This window comes from Microseira wollei NIES-4236 (assembly GCF_020521235.1).
In the GTDB taxonomy this organism is placed as follows: domain Bacteria; phylum Cyanobacteriota; class Cyanobacteriia; order Cyanobacteriales; family Aerosakkonemataceae; genus Microseira; species Microseira wollei.
Window position 1 is genome coordinate 1 of sequence record NZ_BLAY01000193.1, and the last position, 18,268, is coordinate 18,268.

The 18,268-nt window shown below is 43.9% G+C and carries 25 protein-coding genes and 1 pseudogene; 12 read left to right on the forward strand and 14 right to left on the reverse strand.

Going from position 1 to position 18,268, the window contains the following annotated elements; genetic code table 11:
• Positions 1 to 590: 590 nt before the first annotated feature.
• Entirely contained in the window at positions 591 to 1,871 is a 1,281-nt protein-coding gene (locus tag MiSe_RS40190) for a valine--pyruvate transaminase (protein WP_226591406.1), read from the reverse strand.
• 364 nt (positions 1,872 to 2,235) lie between these two features.
• Between MiSe_RS40190 and MiSe_RS40195 the strand changes: the two genes are divergently transcribed.
• Positions 2,236 to 2,379 carry a helix-turn-helix domain-containing protein gene (locus tag MiSe_RS40195; protein ID WP_226591333.1) on the forward strand — a complete coding sequence of 48 codons (144 nt, stop codon included), beginning with the start codon at positions 2,236 to 2,238 and terminating at the stop codon, positions 2,377 to 2,379.
• A gap of 203 nt (positions 2,380 to 2,582) precedes the next feature.
• On the opposite strand, the gene MiSe_RS40200 is transcribed toward MiSe_RS40195, so the two are convergent.
• From MiSe_RS40200 to MiSe_RS40215, 4 genes are all read right to left on the reverse strand, one after another.
• The gene (locus tag MiSe_RS40200; protein WP_226591335.1) at positions 2,583 to 3,386 is read right to left on the reverse strand and encodes a hypothetical protein; all 804 of its coding nucleotides are present in this window, start codon (positions 3,384 to 3,386) and stop codon (positions 2,583 to 2,585) included.
• Entirely contained in the window at positions 3,383 to 3,811 is a 429-nt protein-coding gene (locus MiSe_RS40205; protein ID WP_226591337.1) for a hypothetical protein, read from the reverse strand. Before MiSe_RS40205 ends, MiSe_RS40200 begins: the two co-directional genes overlap by 4 nt.
• Positions 3,812 to 3,817: 6 nt before the next feature.
• Positions 3,818 to 4,231, reverse strand: coding sequence for a hypothetical protein (locus MiSe_RS40210; protein ID WP_226591340.1), 414 nt, complete (start codon positions 4,229 to 4,231; stop codon positions 3,818 to 3,820).
• A 317-nt stretch (positions 4,232 to 4,548) separates the two neighbouring features.
• The gene (locus MiSe_RS40215; protein ID WP_226591342.1) at positions 4,549 to 6,171 is read right to left on the reverse strand and encodes a hypothetical protein; all 1,623 of its coding nucleotides are present in this window, start codon (positions 6,169 to 6,171) and stop codon (positions 4,549 to 4,551) included.
• 380 nt (positions 6,172 to 6,551) lie between these two features.
• Here MiSe_RS40215 and MiSe_RS40220 point away from each other — a divergent pair, with 380 nt between their 5' ends.
• The 6 genes from MiSe_RS40220 (at position 6,552) to MiSe_RS40245 (ending at position 10,691) form a co-directional block, all read left to right on the forward strand.
• Positions 6,552 to 7,415, forward strand: coding sequence for a hypothetical protein (locus MiSe_RS40220; protein ID WP_226591345.1), 864 nt, complete (start codon positions 6,552 to 6,554; stop codon positions 7,413 to 7,415).
• A gap of 47 nt (positions 7,416 to 7,462) precedes the next feature.
• A complete protein-coding gene (locus MiSe_RS40225; protein WP_226591348.1) occupies positions 7,463 to 7,789 on the forward strand; it encodes a hypothetical protein in 327 nt (108 codons plus the stop codon).
• Positions 7,790 to 7,792: 3 nt separating this feature from the next.
• Positions 7,793 to 8,533, forward strand: coding sequence for a hypothetical protein (locus MiSe_RS40230; RefSeq protein ID WP_226591350.1), 741 nt, complete (start codon positions 7,793 to 7,795; stop codon positions 8,531 to 8,533).
• Positions 8,534 to 8,536: 3 nt separating this feature from the next.
• Positions 8,537 to 8,836 carry a hypothetical protein gene (locus MiSe_RS40235; protein ID WP_226591353.1) on the forward strand — a complete coding sequence of 100 codons (300 nt, stop codon included), beginning with the start codon at positions 8,537 to 8,539 and terminating at the stop codon, positions 8,834 to 8,836.
• Positions 8,837 to 8,900: 64 nt separating this feature from the next.
• Positions 8,901 to 10,520: a hypothetical protein gene (locus MiSe_RS40240; protein ID WP_226591356.1), complete on the forward strand. Its 1,620-nt coding sequence runs from the start codon at positions 8,901 to 8,903 to the stop codon at positions 10,518 to 10,520.
• Positions 10,521 to 10,526: 6 nt separating this feature from the next.
• Positions 10,527 to 10,691, forward strand: coding sequence for a hypothetical protein (locus MiSe_RS40245; RefSeq protein ID WP_226591358.1), 165 nt, complete (start codon positions 10,527 to 10,529; stop codon positions 10,689 to 10,691).
• A gap of 198 nt (positions 10,692 to 10,889) precedes the next feature.
• On the opposite strand, the gene MiSe_RS40250 is transcribed toward MiSe_RS40245, so the two are convergent.
• From MiSe_RS40250 to MiSe_RS40280, 7 genes and pseudogenes are all read right to left on the reverse strand, one after another.
• On the reverse strand, positions 10,890 to 11,123 hold the full coding sequence (locus MiSe_RS40250; protein ID WP_226591361.1) for a hypothetical protein: 234 nt from the start codon (positions 11,121 to 11,123) through the stop codon (positions 10,890 to 10,892).
• 45 nt (positions 11,124 to 11,168) lie between these two features.
• A complete protein-coding gene (locus MiSe_RS40255) occupies positions 11,169 to 11,375 on the reverse strand; it encodes a hypothetical protein (protein ID WP_226591364.1) in 207 nt (68 codons plus the stop codon).
• A gap of 64 nt (positions 11,376 to 11,439) precedes the next feature.
• Complete coding sequence (locus tag MiSe_RS40260; protein ID WP_226591365.1) at positions 11,440 to 11,640, reverse strand: hypothetical protein; 201 nt, start codon at positions 11,638 to 11,640, stop codon at positions 11,440 to 11,442.
• Positions 11,641 to 11,744: 104 nt separating this feature from the next.
• Positions 11,745 to 11,972 (reverse strand): hypothetical protein, encoded by a 228-nt coding sequence (locus tag MiSe_RS40265; RefSeq protein WP_226591368.1) that lies wholly within the window; start codon positions 11,970 to 11,972, stop codon positions 11,745 to 11,747.
• Positions 11,973 to 12,064: 92 nt separating this feature from the next.
• Positions 12,065 to 12,466, reverse strand: coding sequence for a hypothetical protein (locus MiSe_RS40270; RefSeq protein WP_226591371.1), 402 nt, complete (start codon positions 12,464 to 12,466; stop codon positions 12,065 to 12,067).
• A gap of 187 nt (positions 12,467 to 12,653) precedes the next feature.
• A complete protein-coding gene (locus MiSe_RS40275; protein ID WP_226591373.1) occupies positions 12,654 to 12,977 on the reverse strand; it encodes a hypothetical protein in 324 nt (107 codons plus the stop codon).
• Between the two features lie 162 nt (positions 12,978 to 13,139).
• A pseudogene (locus tag MiSe_RS40280) lies at positions 13,140 to 14,219 on the reverse strand (IS630 family transposase).
• Between the two features lie 630 nt (positions 14,220 to 14,849).
• Here MiSe_RS40280 and MiSe_RS40285 point away from each other — a divergent pair.
• The 4 genes from MiSe_RS40285 to MiSe_RS40300 all read left to right on the forward strand — a co-directional run bounded on the left by MiSe_RS40285 (position 14,850) and on the right by MiSe_RS40300 (position 16,314).
• A complete protein-coding gene (locus MiSe_RS40285; protein ID WP_226591375.1) occupies positions 14,850 to 15,197 on the forward strand; it encodes a hypothetical protein in 348 nt (115 codons plus the stop codon).
• 101 nt (positions 15,198 to 15,298) lie between these two features.
• Positions 15,299 to 15,385 (forward strand): helix-turn-helix domain-containing protein, encoded by an 87-nt coding sequence (locus tag MiSe_RS40290; protein ID WP_226591408.1) that lies wholly within the window; start codon positions 15,299 to 15,301, stop codon positions 15,383 to 15,385.
• Positions 15,386 to 15,596: 211 nt separating this feature from the next.
• Positions 15,597 to 15,788, forward strand: a complete 192-nt coding sequence (locus tag MiSe_RS40295; RefSeq protein ID WP_226591410.1) for a transposase family protein — start codon at positions 15,597 to 15,599, stop codon at positions 15,786 to 15,788.
• A gap of 379 nt (positions 15,789 to 16,167) precedes the next feature.
• Positions 16,168 to 16,314, forward strand: a complete 147-nt coding sequence (locus MiSe_RS40300) for a hypothetical protein (RefSeq protein WP_226591377.1) — start codon at positions 16,168 to 16,170, stop codon at positions 16,312 to 16,314.
• 463 nt (positions 16,315 to 16,777) lie between these two features.
• On the opposite strand, the gene MiSe_RS40305 is transcribed toward MiSe_RS40300, so the two are convergent.
• A complete protein-coding gene (locus tag MiSe_RS40305; RefSeq protein WP_226591379.1) occupies positions 16,778 to 17,353 on the reverse strand; it encodes a hypothetical protein in 576 nt (191 codons plus the stop codon).
• Between the two features lie 202 nt (positions 17,354 to 17,555).
• On the reverse strand, positions 17,556 to 17,807 hold the full coding sequence (locus MiSe_RS40310; protein WP_226591381.1) for a hypothetical protein: 252 nt from the start codon (positions 17,805 to 17,807) through the stop codon (positions 17,556 to 17,558).
• A 294-nt stretch (positions 17,808 to 18,101) separates the two neighbouring features.
• Between MiSe_RS40310 and MiSe_RS40315 the strand changes: the two genes are divergently transcribed.
• Entirely contained in the window at positions 18,102 to 18,266 is a 165-nt protein-coding gene (locus MiSe_RS40315; protein ID WP_226580947.1) for a hypothetical protein, read from the forward strand.
• Positions 18,267 to 18,268 lie beyond the last annotated feature (2 nt).

Sequence of the window (18,268 nt, forward strand, 5' to 3'; positions counted from 1 at the left end):
GGGCACGGCAATAATCAAGTTTGCGCTGCCATCAAAATATTCGGATGCCGTGCCCCTACAGGGTGATATTTCCTGCTGAACATGGTTGTCGGGGCACGGCAATAATCAAGTTTGCGCTGCCATCAAAATATGCGGATTTGTGCCCCTACAGTGTGGTATTTGCTCTCTTAAGCCCCCCTTGGCAAGGGGGGTTTGGGGGGATCGGTTTTATCAATAGCAACCTGGTTGACACTCTCCGGGCTAAAGCCACGGAGATTCTTGGTTCCACGAGTCCACTTAACACCAGCTTCTTTGCCCTACTGATGCCAGAGATGGTTCTCTCCCCAAGCGTTTTGCTCCATTTCAGAAGCCTGTTTGGGTATGCCCTACCCTACAGTTCAAAACCAAAAACCCTGGTTTCTCTGTACTTGTTGCTTGAAGTTTTTACCTGTGCAAGCATTCCTGCACAGAACCCCATCACTTCAGTTTTCAAGCTGCGCTGCCTCTTGGCGAGCTGGGTTTTTAAGGTGGTTGACTACCCTTGCCACAGCTTAAATTCTATCAAAAGTCCCCCTGGAAGGGGGAGGCTTTAGACCCAATTTTTCGGTAAATTAGTCGATCGGCGATCGCATATAAACCCCCTCCACCACTTTCGCCAGTCTTTGCATCCCCATTTCAATCTCTTCATCCGTAGCCGTCAGGCTAATTCTGATACATTGTTGCTTATGGACCCACTCTGACCGCAAGCCTGGAAAGAACGAACTACCGGGAACAACAATCACACCCACTTGCTTCAATTCCTGGTATAAATCCCAATCGGTAATCGGTAAATCTTGCAACCACAACCAGGCAAATATTGCCCCTTCGCCGCGATGGAGGAACCAAGGCAGATCCTTGGGCATTGCTTTGTCTAGGGTGGATTCTACAACGATAAACTTGTTTTGGTAGTAGGGTCGGATAACGTTAACCGAGATATCGGCAAGCGCACCGGAGTTGATCCCACGGGTGGCGATCGCTTGTCCATACCGCGACGAATGTATGCACAAATTCGTCTGAAAGCACTCTAGCACCCCAATCAACTTGGCATCGCCAATCGCAACGCCAATCCGCTCCCCTGGCAGTCCAGCTTTTGATAAGCTGATGCAGTGCAAAATATTCTCGCCGAATACTGGCGTCATCTCGGTAAAATTTAATGCAGGGAAAGGCGGAGCGTAAGCCGAATCAATCAGCACCGGCACATCGTAAGATGCTGCCAAATCGGCTATTTTTTTCACTTCTTCGTCGGTTAGGACGTTGCCGGTGGGGTTGCAAGGTCTTGAAAAAATTACGCAACCCGTAGTTTCATTTATTACCAGTTTGCTGAAATCGGGTCGATATTTAAACCTGTGAGATGCTTCGTTAATATCCAAAGTAGGCTGATAAGCAACTAACGCTTCTGGGGTTAAAGTAACGCCCCCATAACCCGTGTAGTCTGGACTCAGCGGCAGAACGATTTGTTTGAGATCGCCACTTGCCGTATATCCGCCGAAAGCATTAGCGGCGTAGAAGTAAATGCTTTGACTGCCGGGGGTGATTAAGATATTGCGATGGGTGAGGTTTAACCCATAGCGGCGATTGAAGTCGGAAGCGATCGCATCAATCAGCGGCTGATATCCTTGAGATGACCCATAGCGGCAAACCACCTCGCCGTATTCCGAACTCGCGAGGAGTTGAGCGGTACAATCTCGCCAAAGCTGCTCTACTTCGGGCAAAATGACCGGATTTCCAGCGCTTAAGTTAATAAAATCCTGCCCCTTGCCTGCTTGCAAAGTTTCGATGATGTCCTTCATGATCGCCCGCACGCCGGTAAGTTGGGACATCTGAGTGCCAATTTGAGACAGGGCAGGATGCATAAAAATTTCCAAAACGCCGCTTGTGCTAATAATTTTACCTAGAAACAGCAGAATGCCCGCACCATCATCTTTGATTTGGTGTCGGGATGAATGCGCGTCAGCCGAAAAGTGGTGTCTGACTGCATCGGCGCAGTTAACAAGGAAGACACCGACGACTCGGCGAACATACACCCGATATCACTCAGGACTTAGGCGCAAGTTCCCGGTTTCTACGAGAAATCGTTGGTTTGGCAACCATAGATCAACGAAGAAAGCGGGTTTCTGGCAAGGCGCTTGCGTAAGTCCTGTCACTGTCACCGCGAACCTTGTCTGTTTTGAGCGACCTATGCGATCGTAAATAGATAAACACGGTAAGGTCGATGCCATGTACAGAGCAGTTAAAGTCAGACTCTATCCCACACTTGAGCAAGAAGCTGATCTTGCTCAATGTTTCGGTAACGCTCGTTGGTGGTGGAACTACATGCTCAATCTCACATCGACCCAGTACAAAGAATCCGCAGTGATTTAATTATCGGGGGTAGACTTGCCACGGCTGAGGGTATCTAAGCGGAACGCCCGGTGGGTAAACTTGAGTTGCCATCACGGGCTGGTTCCATAAACCCCGAAAGTCCCAAGTGTCCCAGGGACTAACCGGAGTTTCATCTGGTGGCGATAACGAGGATCCACTCGCGCTCGTATTGACAAATTCTTGGTCGCCCCACATCAGTATGATCAAGCTATCCTCACCGCGAAAGACCAGGCATTCGTGCGGACGTTTACCCAAGTCTGCCCGTCAATAGTCAATTGGGACAAGCTGTTTAATCCGTTAGAAGCGATGATTCCAAAATCAGAAGAAGTGAATCCAACAACCCAGCTTTGAGTACTTGAGCATAGAGCCAACCGTTTCAACAAATCCCTAGTTCCACCTGGATTGAAATTTGTAGGGAACAATTCTGGATTAAACACAATATCCTGCTGGTTTGGCGATAACGGGTTACCTGGCAACACCCTAAATCTACTAATATCATTTCCATTAGGCGCAAAAGCGTAAAGAGAATTATTAGACCACCAAGTTGGTTTAACCGCAGGACAAAGAAAACCGGCAGAACATAACCCAGCATTGTTGTCGGGTCGAACCGCGACTACCATCGCCATCTCTTGCGATTGAAAAGTCGCCCATCTAATGGGAAAATTTTCGTTTGAACTATAGTTGATGTTTACAGCATTATTGAAGTTGGCATCCCTGGAGATACCAATTGTGTTGGGAGTCAAAGTCGTTCTGCTAACTCCGTCTCCCTGCCACAGTTGAACTTTAATGTTTGTTGCGCTTGGTTGTTCCACCAAGTATTTCAGAAAAGCCCTATCTTTCGGAGACGCAGACAAAGGCGCATCCCAAGAAAAAACAGCCTCATTTCCCGAAGCTGCCTCTTGCCTATACCCTATTGATATTAGTTTACTGTTGAGGACTGCTCTATATTTAACCGCATCCCAGATCTCGTTAATAATCTCGCTACTAAACTGTACTGGGATCTTCAACCTATAAAATCAAACCTTAAGTTAATTGTAGCTGCATGGGGAAACATTTTTTCTATAACCATTGGGCATTGTTGTGAATCAGCTCTTACAGGAACTGGAGACAATTGTAATTCTAACTCTTCACCGTTTCCGCTCAATATTGCATCTAAAAAAATCCCCCGCTGCATCAGAGATTCCGGATTGATGTAAGGAGGTCTGTATAAATCTTGCTGCCTTTGTTGCTTGCTTTGATACAGCCGTACTCGAACTGGTAAATTGCTGGCAATCTTAGTTAATATTGTTAACATTGGTAAGGTTATAGTATCTAGCTTATAATTATATCCTGCTTCCGCATTCCAAGTGTAAATTAAATTGCGAAGGTTAAATTGTATTTCCGGTTCTGGTAAATCTTGAATTTCATTAGCGGGCGGAACGTTGTAAAGCATGTTAAATCAACCGGCATAAACTTCGATTTGAACGCTAATATTGATGTTTTCCGTAGCGTAATCCCAAGGATACCTGGGATACCTACCCCTCTTAACACCTTTTTTTCTAATAGATCTCTTAAATCCTAACTCGCTCCTAATGCTTGTATTTAGCTGAGGAGTTCCGTCAACTTGCTGCCAAATGAACACACCAGGTGCTGTAAAGTTATCTCCAGAGTCTTGGTAAGTGCCAGGAACGGAAAATACCACGACCTCACCAACGTTTCTTTGAAAAAACAACTTTCGCACCGTTGCCAAATAAGGAACGGGTCCGCAGTAGTAAACGTCAGCAAGCAGTAGGTTCGCCCCTACAGGTTGACTTAAGTTTATAGGCCCCCAATTTACCCTAACTGCCAAATCTCCAGATTCATCGAAAGGCAACCCCCCAGTATTGGTAAATTGCCAACTTTAATCGGTGATAGCGAAAGTACCTAAGGATTCCCAAGACATCTAGATTCCCAACAAATCTAAATTTTGATTGACAAGGCGAACGTAGTCATCCATATTTTGTTCCTTGGCTTCCATAATGTCTAAAAATTCTTCCTCACTGATTTCCCCGCTCAACCATTTATGTAAAGCTTGAGAAGTATTAAAAACGGCACGGCAAGCCTTCTCAAGCTCGGCAGGATCGTTTAAATAAAACGAGAATAATTTGCCGATACAAAATCAACACAAGCCGATATAATATTACCGTATAATTACCTAAAAGTCGTAAAATTATTAGGTGTTTGGTCGGGCCATAATTCAACTTTAATTGTCTTCTCAAAATATCTATCTTCGGGATTGGCGAGGTTAACTCTTGCGCGCCTTTGCATTCTTTCTGCATCGTCTATTGAATTTCTGCGAACCGTCATCGAACATTCAATTGGATAAAAACGAGCTAGTTCGGAGCGAAACGTTGGGGATGTTGCGGCTACCTTAGTAAGGCTGGGCTTTCTTAATTCAATTGATACCGGCATGAAAGTTTTCAACTTTCTAACCCGGCGTTCGCACTCGGACTCGTTAATTCCTTTGACAACCAAGTTGCCTAAAAATTGCTCTCGTTCGTAGCACTTATACTGCATAATCCAATTCCCATCGGGTGCGCCGTGCATAAATTCGTCGGCGGCGGCTTTAATTTGCTCGCAAGATAAGTTTAGTTCGACCAGGGGGATATTGCATTCGCTCCATCGCCCAGCGCTGCCATTTTGCTCTACTAAAGGAGGCTTCTTTACTGTATTCCAGCGAATTTTTAACTGCCTGAATAGATAAGATTTTTTCAAAGAATCTTCTAGCTTTTCACCAACCCAGTAGCCTAGATCGCGCTTGCCAATTAATTGCTGAGTATTGATAATTCCTTGGGTTTCTTCAATGACAAATTCTGGAGAACCAGAAACTATATACTTATCTCGATCTAATCTATTATCCGGTTGCAGCACTATCGTGCGCTCCGGGCATTTCGCATCTTGCACTGCCCCACGAGCTAGCGCATATTGGTCGTCAGCTGCACTTGCCCAAACGAAGCCAGCCTCAATAATTGCTTCTACAAAATTTTCGGTAAAATTCTCTACTGGTTGTTGTAACCATTGAGGTAAAGATTCAACCTTCCTTTCCCATCGCTGGGCGAAGGAATCGTTTGTACCCGATTGTTGGGTAATGCTCCGCATTCCAAACCACTCCATAGTTCGGGAATGAAGCATAAACCCATAAAACATATTGGCAGTTTGGGCTTGCCTAATTTGGAGAAGTAGTGCTTGCAATTGTCCCCTTACTTCTTCGTTACCTTCTTCAGCCAGTGCGGCTGCAACTCGACCGGAAATAATTGGAACGCGGATATCGATCGAGCGATCGCGCCCCTGACTTCCAACATTACCGGCTATCTTGGAAACGCCCATCTGCACCAGGCGCACCGCTCCCCATCCTAAAGTTGTTCCCAGCGCACCAGCAGCAGCATTCAAAATTAGCTGGTTATTAGCCTTGATTCGATCGCGCAATTGTTGGTCAGTTTGATGCCAATCGAAAGTCCACAATTGCACTCCAAGTTGAACGATCGTTCCCCATATTTGAGTAAAACTTCGCCTCACCAACCTAACAATTGCACTCTTAGGGAAACCGAAAAACTTTTTAATCGGATCTATAAACCGATTAAGAACGTTTTGGACTTGATTAGGTGTAATGTTGGTGTTTTCCGTCTCGGATTGATCTACATCAATGCGTCGCACTCCAGTGCTAACGGGATTGCGAATAAATCCAACAACCCCACCAGTGGCATACCGCCTTAATTCTCCGCTTCTAAGTTCTCGGTTTGTAATTCTGATGGGCGAGAAGAAATTGTTAATCATTAGCTACTGAAGCACTGCTACAAGATTATTGAGCTCGGCAGGAAATGCGCCCCACCACAGTGCATTGCATTGTGCTGTAATAGCCTGGAGGGTTCATCGCTGGATAAGGTTGATTAGTTCCAGAAACGCGTTCAGAAAAAGAACCTAATCTTTGGCCTACCAATGCCGTGTTGTTATAAATTGTTTGAGCATTGTCACAAGATATTAACAGCTTAACACAAAGTTCAACAACCTTGGGAGCGTTGAGCGCTGCCACTGGCTCACCTATCAAGGCCCCAATATCTACGTATGCTTTCCCATCTATAATTACAAAAGAGTTAGCGGGAATTTGTTTGTTGCTTTGGACATTTTGAAACGTCAGTATAGTGTAAGATTAGACAATGATAGTATTATTACACAAAATGTACGGCGAGCAAGATAGGTTTAATTTTCCGGTTAGAACAATATTAAAAACGATTTCTGCTGCCACAGGCACAAGTGTTGTCGATTTATATTGCCCGACCTTAATAACTCCTTTTGATGACGTAGAAGGAACGCGCTACGCAGGATTTATTACCTTTCTGACGGCTACAATTAACATCAAATCTTTGGGAGAAGTTGAGTTCCCACCAATTCCAGAATCAGCATTGCCGGAAGAAGTGCAACAAATACTAGATGAAGTCTCCCGCTTGACAGCTGACAAATCAATGGGGATTTTAACTAGATTTGAAGGCCAAACACCTCAAGAAGTTTGTACCCTGCCAGTATTTAATCAGAGTTTTTTATACAGAATTTCCTTAATGCCGTTTTTTTCAGGTACTAACAATACAATTGATGTAGGATGCAATCAAGCCCGTGCGGGCGAAGTGCTATCTTTGCAGATGGTAGATCGATTGCAGCGAAACGATAGAATTTTTATTCGAGGGTCGGTTATTGAACGCGCTAGTTGGAAATTACCTAAAGCTAGAGCGAAAGAGGTAACATACCAGAGTTATCAGCGAACGGTAACGGCAGATGAATTAATCGTCCTGGCGGCAAATCCAAAACGCAATAATGCTACATTCATTAATTATTATGACCCCCCCGCCACCGCTAATTGGCAAGATTATGTAATCTGGATTAAGCAAGGTAACGGACAAGGTAAACCTTTATTTCCAAGGGTAAGTTATTATCAAATTACGCGCGACAATTATTGGTCGGGGCCAGTTTGGGCACGTTCTAGTGTACCGACTCAATTAGCAGTAGAGGAGGGGAAAGAAGTTTGAGGTTAAATACAGAACAAAGCTGATCAATTAACCGCGATCGCTTAGCAGTGCCGGTAAGCGATCGCTGGTTACCCAATCACCCAAAAGAGCGCTACGGGAAACTTCCGTATTGCTATTTTCGGACTAGGTTTTATGAATATGGGACGGCAACTTACGATTTACCATGTAGGTCAATCCGACGCCAGCCAGAATACAATGAGGAAATGTGGTATAGAGTTAGTCAGTTGGGTAATTTACAAATAGAAAAATTCTTTTGGATAGGAGCGCTGCTACCTTTTCAACCGCTATTTTTTAGCGCTAATCCGCGTTTGACTTCTAAAGGCGAAAAAGTAAGTTTGGAAGAGGATGATCCTTGGGGTTTTGTTTACGAGTAACTTATGTATTTATCTCACAATGGTTTTGTTTTTAAAGCAGGGGGGAACTTACCGAGTGATGCGTACTACAACGCTTGCGTCCCAGAAACTGTGGGTTTGGGAAATAGGGTTCCCGTAAAGATTAGACTAGGGCAATCTGTAATAGTAACGGAGCAACAAACAACTGCTCAAAGCACCGAAGAATCTGTCACCGTGACCGTTCAGCAGGAAACTGTTGTGATTCCGTTTCAAGGCGCTACCGTTAACAATCCAGTGCGCGATCGCCAAAGCGTTCAAGCTGGACAAGAAATCCCGGTACAGTCAATTCCAACCAGAGGAAATCAAGCCTTAGAAACTTTTAACCGGCAAGCAGAAGAAGCGGCAGGAACGACTTTTTTATTACCTCCAGCAGCAAAAACGAATCAATTGGTTCGGCAAGCAACGCAAACTTTATCTAAAGAAATAGCGGCACAAGCAGCATCGGCAGGCCAATTGGCAGATGAAGCTGTTGCGGCAACTTCATCTTCAATAGACGATGCTGCCAGGTTAACCGCAAAACTAAAAGGGCTTAGCGCGGCGCAGATTCAACAAATTTTGCAGAAGGCGAATATTCCTTTTTCTCAAGCTAAAGTAATAGCCCAACAAGCTGTTACTAATGCAGATGAGGCAGCAAATGCATTAAGAAGTTTAGGCTTTGCCAAAATCGCTGAACTTAACAAGCAAGTTACCCAACAACTTAATCGAGTTGCAGCGAGCGTGTGTTAGACGATGACTATAGTTTGCGATTTGGTTAGACAAGCTAGTCAAGGTTTGCAGGGAGCGGGGACTTTAGGTAATTTAGTCAACGCTTTAAATGCCCTATCCATCCCTGACATTTCCATTCGCCTTGGTAGTAGAGGGAAAGCGGGTTTATTTGACCTGCCATTCCTCTTAAACGAAAAGGGAATTGAATGTTATTCCCCAGAATTAGGAGATTCAATTTATGTGACGCCGCTGCAATGGTACGCAAACGGAATGAGTTGCAGTGGCTTGAGAGATCCGGATAGAGAGGCGCTACAGAAACCCTGAGAAGAATTAGAATAGAAAGAAGGAGGAAAAAAATATCGTTCAGCGGATTCCCTATAGAGTCCCATTGAACATTCCAGAAGAATTTCCAGGTCAAATACCGCTATTTCGCGACGGATTTAGGGATGGCAGCGAAATTGTAATATTCCAGAAAGAAGGAAAGTTAGAAATTGAATCTGAAAGAAGTACTTCTTTTTTACAGTGGTATAGTTGGGTAACTCCATCAGTACCCGGAATTGACCATTTTGTTCGTGAATATAAGCGCGAAGTATTTGAAATTAAACCGGGAGATAGATTGCTAAAAAAAACAAATATCAGACAGAGAAATGAACGCGATGGGCATACCAACGATGGTATAACCGTTCCCCCTTTAACGTTTTTTGTTTTTACAGGGATTATGACTCGGCGACGCAATCAGGAAAGAGATCGAAGCTACACTCAGTTTTTTAGATATAGCGAACAATTAGATCGACCTTGGTACTTCGGCAATTTTAGAGTAGTCGCTGATGTATTTTTAGATTATACTGAGACAAATTATAAGTTTACCCCTAAAGAACCTAAACCAGAACCGAAAATCGGTAGGGAGTGGAAATACAAAGATATCGAAAAACAAGATAAAGAGGTTCGCTGCGCTCTGGGCTGTTCGTGTAATCAAATCGCTAAGTTAATTCAACAAAACCGTCAAACCAACGCCAACCTAGAACGCTTGATTCAGGAAATACACAAGGCTACAGCTGCGGGATTTTTCAGTTCCCCTGCGGCACAATTTGTTACTTTTGAACAAAGGATTGAAAATGTCGGTAAAACCCTCTACAGCCAGTCTCCCGGTCGAGGGGGAAAAATTGCAGTTCAAAACTTGCTAGATTCGACAGCTGCGTTAATTTCAGCAGAATACCATCGCCTCGGGTTACACAAGTTTCCCGCATCCGTTCCTAAAGAATTAATTCCCAATCCCAATCAAGCTTTGGAAGCTATTGACCGAGATTTTATTAGCCTTCAAAACTTAGCATATTTCCTAAAATGGCAGACAAAAATAGATGATGAGCGCCTTGGGCAATGGCCTATTGAATTTGAGGTCACAGAAGACGGTAAAAAGAAAAAAGTTTATCTGTGGAATATTGCCGAGGCTTTGGGCGACATCTTTGGCGCTTTAATTAAGGTAGTAGAAGATTCCGATATTGGGGTTCAATGGGGCATCCGAAGCAGTGTAGAAGCTTCAAAGGCTGGCAATGCTGCATTAAAAACGTTGCATCTATTGAAAGAGCTTGTTAGGTTTTCGAGAGCTTTGACCCAGGATGACATCCTCAAAGTTCAGTCCACATTTACCCCCGCTCCGCTTCAAGCTCAAAGTGCAGAGGACATGTTAAAACCCAACACCCAAGATTTAACTGTTACCAATATTATTGATAGGCGCTCTTTGCTGGGATTGTTACTGAACATCTCTTACTGGACTCAGATCTCTGGGAGATCCGTATATGGCGATTTAAGTAATAACCCGGTCACTCGTCAGCCAAATATGCCGGGGGATGGCATTCGGGAATTGAGGAGACGTTCTAGGGTGGCGAACAAGCGCTGGGATGAGTGGCGGCGCAAGCGCCAACAGCGGCAAAACATTGCGCTAGGCGATCAACCGCCTGAGAGAATGCACCCACCAGACATTAAAGACATTTCTCCTCGTCAACAGTGATACTCATTGCCTAAACGTCGCCGCTTAAACGCGGATATTTCCGAACCACTTTATCTTTCGCTCTCTTTGGTCTGCGAACGATTGGCGGTATCTAAAACTCAATTCGTAGAAAAAGCGTTGATTGCTGCACTACACAAGTACTGTCAAGCTAATCCGGAATTGGCAAAATAATTAGATTCGGCTGTCTGAGAGATGCAATGGAAGCTGTGCTTCCCACAGCGAACCGCCTTGGCGGTTGCTATAACTTCTCCGTAATGAGTGCTTGATACGCAAAGAATGCAAATCATAAAAATTAACAATTGTTGTAGTATCTGCAAATACCTACAAACAAATCCCGCATTTGCTCTGCCAGCTGCGGGATAAGCTTGACTAACAATAAACAACTGGCAATGGTATCCTAAACAGGCCCGCTGCGGCAATTTCAGTCATCCGTTCTGGAAACACTTTCCACCCATTACCTTTAGGTGGTAACACGATACACCCAGCGCTACCAGGAACGTTAGCGTCAGCATGGATGCCGAAATCGCCACGCTGTATGCCATTGACTTGGACAAAAGGTTTGATGGGATAGAACATACCCTCAATGCCTTTTACCCCTGGCATGTTGATGCTTTTGGTTTCTACCCAGTAATTTTTCCCACCCGTTTCTCACACAGCAGGTATGGCACCCCTGCCTCTTAAGTCCGTATCATCTCTGTCTTGATTCCCGACGCTACCGCTAGTCGCGATATAAACATCAACTAGCTCGCCTCGCTTAGTCAAAATCATTCTGCCTTCCAACAAACTGTTAGAGGAGCGTAGATCCATGAAAAAAGCCAGCATTGCTTTGATGGTATAGTTTGTGTGGTTAAGCACCGGGCTTTTGATTTTCGTCGGTTTTGTCGGACAAAAGTTCCTTCAGCAGCAGCGCGTTCTGCTGCTACAAATATTCCCCCATGTCGGCATACTCTTCAATTTCGGCTTTCCGGTTAGCGGCAATCAGTTTTACTGCGCCGCGAGCGTAAGCGCTCCCTGGTCCTGCGTCAGGAACTAGCAATACCAGTGCTTCACCTGGTGCCGGAATTGTTGAGGTCATTTTGATGTCAAGATTTGCATCCGATGGTTGGGTTGTTGATTGCATTTTTTGGCTGCATCTCTCTAATTACACTTTTCCCCAATAAATTGTGATTCTCGGGGGTAAAGTGTAATGTTTTACTCAATCTTTAATAAAGGTAGGATAGCTTTCTAAAACAGCGTTTCATCTTCAAGTGAGGCTATATATTTCGCGGATTTACTGAGATTTTTTCGGCTCAGCTCGATTAAAATATCGACTTTGGTGCGGTTTTGTTTTTTGGCAGCAGCACATAGAAGCAAGTAGTCTTGCTGAGTAACTTTGAACCATAGAGATGCGTTGCGTGGTTCTGGGTCGAATTCACCAACGCCGCGCCGCGATTGCCGTCCTTTCTTTCCCATTCATCTTGACCAACTTTTGATTAGTTCTTCTATCCAGTGGCGAGTACTTCCAGCAGCGTACGCTTTCTTTACCAGCTGCGCGCGGAATGCCCTCACCGAGGGTGCAAGCACCCGGAATATGCAACTTTACCACCTGCACCGATGCTGCGTACGCGGTGGATGTAGCAGTAGCGCCCATAGAGGTATTGCTTCACAAAGTACTGTTCCACCCATTGAAAGTTCTCCCATTCCACGCAATCTCGTTCAACCGGAGAACTTTTTTCAGCTGTAACGGTAGGGATATCACCCGCTGGCAATCCTAAATCCAAAAAGTTCTCCCATTCCACGCAATCTCGTTCAACCGTAGAACTTTTTTCAGCTGTAACGGTAGGGATATCACCCGCTGGCAATCCTGAATCCAAAAAGTTCTCCCATTCCACGAATTCTCGTTTAACGGGAGAACTTTTTTCAGGTGTAACGGTAGGGGTATCGCCTGCCTGCAATCCTGAATCCAAAAAGTTCTCCCATTCCACGAATTCTCGTTTAACGGGAGAACTTTTTGGCGACCATCCATCGCAGTCGATCGACCATTCTGTAATAGTACTATCCTATTGATGAGTGTTGAATAGCGGTAGCTGCTCTGAGTTTTTAATCTTCTTCTTGCTCATGGTAATAAAGTGGTTGTTTTCCCCAATCTTCATCTCAAAAATCATCATCATAGTCAGCTAGGTGTGAGCGTGGGCATAACTCTTTGGGTATTCCAGCAATCATAATCATGAACAAACTTGAAGCAATCTCTTGCATGGCTTCAATTGGGTTACGCTTAACCTGCTGCCCGTGGCAGTGGTTCACGTACCGTACGATTTCAATCCGGCAATAGCGCTCATACCAGCGATGGGGATTGCCCCCATCCTGCTCGCGATAAAAAGTCAGCACTTTTTGCTCAATCTCGTTACCGAGTTCGTCGATTTCCAGCGAGCGTGTACGGGTTGTGAACTTCTGTTTTTTCTGGGGTGATTGAGGCATGGGAAAAATCAAGTTCTTTATCCCATCCTTTTGCCAAAATTTGATAGGTCGCCGAATTTTTAGCGAATAGAGTTTGAAGTTCTCTTGCTACCGCTTCTCCCTGAGCTACACCCCTCTCTTTGTTTTTTGGGTGTTGTAAGGCTAGTTGCAGGGTGATGACGGCTAAGCTGCTACGCAGCTAAACCGGACATTCTTTTTGATTTTTCTGTCCCATTTAATAACCATTTCTCCTTCGTTTAATAATTTCTGCAGCAATTTTTCCAATTCTTCTACTGATTCAAATAACCGATGGGCTATATATTCTTTGGCTGAATGCCAAACTAATTCAATTAAATTCTAATCTGGGTGGCAAAAACTCTAAAATAATGTGAGGCATTTCAGCTTCAATTTTTCTCAAAATATCTTTGTTCTTGTGATAGCTATCCTTGTCAAGAATCATCACAATCTTAATTCCTGAACCGGCAAATTTCTCAGCTTGGTTACCTGTTATTCTTGAATTCTCGAATCATTTCCCGCTGCTGGTAAAACCTATCTGCATCTCCTTTTTATATGACGAAAGTTAATCTGTTTTTCTCGGGATATCTTAACCCAACCATCAGATTTACTCTACCTCTTCTCCTAGTACCTGTAATTTTTTTTCTTCGCCCTTTTCTGCCCCAATTTTTTCTTCTTATCACTCGTAAGCTGAATCCGCTCTCATCCCAAAACCATACCTGTAAACGCTCTGGTGTTATGAGAGTTATTCTTAAATATTCTGATAACTTCTGTTTAAATGTTTGGAGAGTGAATCGGGTTTTGTTTGTCTTCTAGGCTGTATTTTGCCCAAAGGTAAACGGATTTTTTTTTAGGCAGTATCCTGCGGGAGCCGCTGAGTTTTATTCCTGTAACTTTTTCCAGATCTGTTGCTAATCTGGCTGCCGCCCAAATTCATATCCATATTCTTCTGGGTCTTTCAAGGGTTGTCTCTAGCAAGATTTTTTCAGACGGAGTGACTTTACGAAAATTACCTGAGCTTCTTTTATCTAAAAAAGTATCCAGATTATCTGGAACGCCATGAACTGACCAGTAAGCCACTGTTGTGTAAGCTATTTCAAGAAAATCACTAATTTCTTGATAAGTCTTCCCGTCATTTATCAGCCAAAGAATTAAAACTTTCTCTCTGCTCTAATTATCATCAGACTCTTTTAGTAGTTTTATTAGTCTTTCTTTCTGCTCTTGAGAAAGATGGTTTTTGGCTGGCATATGTACTGCGCTCGCGCTCCGAGGGTTCCTCAAAATATTATACAATCTAGCTGCTACGCAGCTTACCGCAGCCAAGCGGTGAATGTGAATTATCGCGGCTGCCTCTTTCCATTTGTTTCATCTCCCAGACCATCTGTTTTATCAAAATGCGGTCTTCTGAGGAAATGTTGTACATCGGTGATGGCTAATGGGTAATAGGTAATTGGTAATCAGTAATGCGTCTTGAATGTCTTCGCCAGGTCACACCGCAGTCGAACATTCTATTCGGATTGACTAGGGTTGAACAACAGCCGTTTTGAGTTTTTAATCCTCTTCCTCGTCATCGTCGCAACCCGCTACTGAGTATTCTTTTTCCGCGTCAAGTTGATTGAGGATTTACCTCTAAGTTCAAGTTACACCACTGCATCGCCACCAGCGTAACCGAAAGGAATCAGCGAATATGTCCCAAGACTGGTAAGGTTGAAAGCGTTTTCAACCTTAACGGTTGGCGTTTTGCTTAAAACCAGCATTTCTCGATGACAGCACTGGGGAATCCCTAACAACAGGTGGGTAAACTATGCCCAGAAATAATGCTAGAAGAGTTTGACAAAATCCTAGGGCTTCTAGAGAGGAAATCCACATGGCGATCATGTGGTTATCAACATGCAATACATCCTCAGAGCGATGGGTACCAACTCGGCACAAGAAACTCGATCGGATATTCAGGAGAGTCTGGAACTGCTCGAACAACTCAGAGCTAGGTTCGCCGCTTTTGAATCAGTTCCTCAATCTAAAAATCCTCGTCGTCGCGCTTGGCCGCGAAACTCTCAATGCCGCCCCCATATTAGACTTCTCCAACAAACAAACTATCCAGGGATCGCGTGGGGTAAAATAGAGTTTTACCTTGCCAAAAATGAGTCAACTGAGAGAATACATAGAAAAGCAACCATCAGAAACCCAACGGTTAGTGGGACTAAATTACGAGCCGGATCGAGTTAATAGGTCAAGCCGAAAGATTACACAAAGAAAAACAACTGGCAGTAGCACAGAAAAAAACGAGAATAATCAAAGCTCGAGGTGGTAGGCAACCAAAGTTAAGCTTGACCGACCAGGTTCTCCTGACATTAGTATATCTACATCACTTACCGACATTCCAGATGCTAGGAGTTCAATCCAGTTTGGACTAAGTGAATCAGCAGTCAATTATATATTTCACTACTGGCTAGGAATACTAAGGGAGCTGCTACCAGCGTCCCTGGTAGAACAAGTAAAAAAAAACGCAAGTCAATGGGAATGGATTGAAGAAATATTAAGCCAATTTGAGTTAATAGTGGATTTGGCGAGCAATCCCGTGAAAGACCAACAGAGTATCAAGATCCAAAAAAGTATTACTCATGCCTGAAGAAAAGGCATACATTTAAAAACCAATTAATAGTGATGCCTACAGGTAAAGAAATAGTCGATGTAGTAGTAGGGAAACCGCGAGCAACCAGCGACATAAAAATATGGCGTTCAAGAAGGACAGAGTATAGTGATAACCAGAAGTTTCAAGGAGATAAAGCTTATGTGGGAGAACCAGGGATAGAATAAAAAAAGTAGAAGTCAAGGAATTACAATTGAACAAAAACAGGAAAATCAAAAACCAGCCAAAAAAAGATGGTAGAGCATCTGATTAGGTAGGTGAAAACCTACAGGATAGCCGCTGAAAGATTTAGATTAAAATCTTCAAGATCTGAACGAGTAATTTTGACAGTATGTGGATTAATTAGATGGCGAATAGGCGCGATAGTTTTAAATAGCTAAAAACTCGAAAAATTCTGAGTAAATATGATATCAGATTACCTGAGAAATCCGCTCCAGTGTGACTGCAACACTGCCAAAGCCTGATGTAACCGTTGGTTTTTGACTGCCCCCCCGGGGGGCAGGCAGTCAAAAACCAATATTAGAGAGGCTTTGACAGTTTTTGGAGATGTCTATTGCAGGCAGTCAGGACAAAAACCATTCTCAGATAGATGTGGAAAGCAATAGTGGCAATCTGGTGGCGAGTCAGGGTCGGTGTCGGGAAACCAGCAAGGTTTGGTTTCGGTATTCCAGCAGTCCGGATGATCCGAGTTAAACACGTAATGTGAGCAGTTAAACACGTAATGTGAGCAGTTAAACACGTAATGTGAGCAGCGAAGCGTACCACCAGTCGCTGGAGAAAACAAAACCAGCGACCAGATGCGTACGCTGGTTTATATCGTTTTTGATTTCATCAGAGCTAGAATTCGCTTTTCTAAATTTTCTACTTTCTCAAAGAAAATAGATTGATGCTCTCTGTTTTCCTTTAGTCTCTGCTCTAGCCTTTCTTCATGAGCCTTAACATAGCTATGATCAGCTCGCCGTATTTCTTCTAGCTCTTCAATTACTCCCCCAAAATCATCTTCTCCTGAGAGTTGATAGTTATCTTCCGGTTGGCAACTTGAATTAGCAGCTGTGTCCGGGTTAATCCCATCTGTTCTGCTGCCTCAGCGCTTCCCAGTCTTCTGGACTCATTTTTAAGGTCGCGTTGATCATTCGTGGCGGATTTTTGGTCATGCTCACATCTTGCACCAGGAAAAGTGGATGTCAAAACCATAACTCCGTGCCAGAGCAATCATCCGTTCTAAGTTAAGTAGAAAAAGACACACAACAATTTGTGGCCAAACAAATTCAAGTGCCGTAAGAGCAGCTTGTCCCCCATCAGGTAAATCAGTAGAATTGGTCGATAAATAAGCCCAATGCGCCAAAAGATAAGCGAGCAACGAAAGTACCAACCAGCGATAGACACCTAATAGCGTTCCCTGACCAAAACGATGTAGGCCAAAACGATGTTTGGCAGTTTTAAGCCATCTGCGTCTACCCCACCAAGTAATCCTGCTAGCTTTAAGTTGTTTGGTGGAGAGAATAAACCGCTTTTCTAGTTGACCATTATCACGCTTGAGATAATACCAGGATACCGAAACTGGAAACTTCAAACCAATTAAACGAACTGGCTGACCCCGTTTACATAATTGTCTTAAACGTCGCGCATCAACTAATTGTCGGTCACAACTCACTCGGGCAATCACATGAAATTTGAGCCGACGTACCCCGTGAAGAAATTCCACGCTGCCGGCAGTATCAACGAGAATCATTACCCGATTTCCTTGAGTTAGTGCGGGCAACCGTTTGACTAACTTCAAACCCAACTGGGCGGGAGATGGATGATTTTTACCCCTAACTAAGAAAACTCCAGGGGCGCAATGGTCCTACAACTAAATAGAGAACTACTAAATGTAATCCTCCGCCGTTATAGACGTTAATTAAATGTTCAAATGGCTGAAATTTTCCCCGCTTTTATAATGTTTTCATTTCAATAATTACCTGTATAAACGGCCAGGGGCCTCTGGGAGAAGAAGCCAAGATTTGTTTGAGTATATGTGGGCGAATCGTGGGGATTAGTTTTCGGGTTGGCCAACAGTTAAGGTTGAGAAATCGACTGGCGATCTTCGACTTGGTTTGACTGTGTTGTGGTAAAGGATGTCCTTGAGCTTCCAAGAATAATCCCAGCATGGTTTCAAGGTTTTCTTGTTGATAGCGGGACGGCATCAGCAACATCTGCGGTGTACACTAACCCTTGCGCCTGGGCAAGAATTGTTTCCATTGTTCTTGCTTTTCTAGAAAGCTTTTCACGCCCTTTTCTCTCATATTTCTCAAAAGAAAGCAAATTAATTCTATCCCAGAGCAGCTTGTCCTTGGTCGCTTATGTAATAATACGCAGAATTGTTTAATTAATCACTTCGCCAGGATACTGCTCTTTTAGCTGCTGTCACCTTCTTACACTTTTTTTTGGTTATTCAGGGTTTATCCTGACAGGTGCAAGATGTGAGCCAACAAAATACTATGACTAATCGCAACAGGAAAAACCCCAAAAATCAAGATTTATTTCCTTTTTATGACATCGTTTATACCGATGCAGTGAAAGCAGAAATACAACAGCGGGTGCTGCGGAACCATCGATTGATGGCAGACTGGAATATGCAGATATCTCCACTAGGACCGCGTTGACC

Coding starts and splice junctions, on each gene's coding strand:
- MiSe_RS40315 (WP_226580947.1), top strand. CDS start 18,102: ATGACTAATCGCAACAGGAAAAACCCCAAAAATCAAGATTTATTTCCT.
- MiSe_RS40265 (WP_226591368.1), bottom strand. CDS start 11,972: ATGGGAAAGAAAGGACGGCAATCGCGGCGCGGCGTTGGTGAATTCGAC.
- MiSe_RS40195 (WP_226591333.1), top strand. CDS start 2,236: ATGTACAGAGCAGTTAAAGTCAGACTCTATCCCACACTTGAGCAAGAA.
- MiSe_RS40215 (WP_226591342.1), bottom strand. CDS start 6,171: ATGATTAACAATTTCTTCTCGCCCATCAGAATTACAAACCGAGAACTT.
- MiSe_RS40260 (WP_226591365.1), bottom strand. CDS start 11,640: ATGCAATCAACAACCCAACCATCGGATGCAAATCTTGACATCAAAATG.
- MiSe_RS40235 (WP_226591353.1), top strand. CDS start 8,537: ATGACTATAGTTTGCGATTTGGTTAGACAAGCTAGTCAAGGTTTGCAG.
- MiSe_RS40305 (WP_226591379.1), bottom strand. CDS start 17,353: ATGATTCTCGTTGATACTGCCGGCAGCGTGGAATTTCTTCACGGGGTA.
- MiSe_RS40220 (WP_226591345.1), top strand. CDS start 6,552: ATGATAGTATTATTACACAAAATGTACGGCGAGCAAGATAGGTTTAAT.
- MiSe_RS40205 (WP_226591337.1), bottom strand. CDS start 3,811: ATGCTTTACAACGTTCCGCCCGCTAATGAAATTCAAGATTTACCAGAA.
- MiSe_RS40300 (WP_226591377.1), top strand. CDS start 16,168: ATGTCTATTGCAGGCAGTCAGGACAAAAACCATTCTCAGATAGATGTG.
- MiSe_RS40310 (WP_226591381.1), bottom strand. CDS start 17,807: ATGCCGTCCCGCTATCAACAAGAAAACCTTGAAACCATGCTGGGATTA.
- MiSe_RS40250 (WP_226591361.1), bottom strand. CDS start 11,123: ATGCCAGGGGTAAAAGGCATTGAGGGTATGTTCTATCCCATCAAACCT.
- MiSe_RS40190 (WP_226591406.1), bottom strand. CDS start 1,871: ATGCATCCTGCCCTGTCTCAAATTGGCACTCAGATGTCCCAACTTACC.
- MiSe_RS40230 (WP_226591350.1), top strand. CDS start 7,793: ATGTATTTATCTCACAATGGTTTTGTTTTTAAAGCAGGGGGGAACTTA.
- MiSe_RS40275 (WP_226591373.1), bottom strand. CDS start 12,977: ATGCCTCAATCACCCCAGAAAAAACAGAAGTTCACAACCCGTACACGC.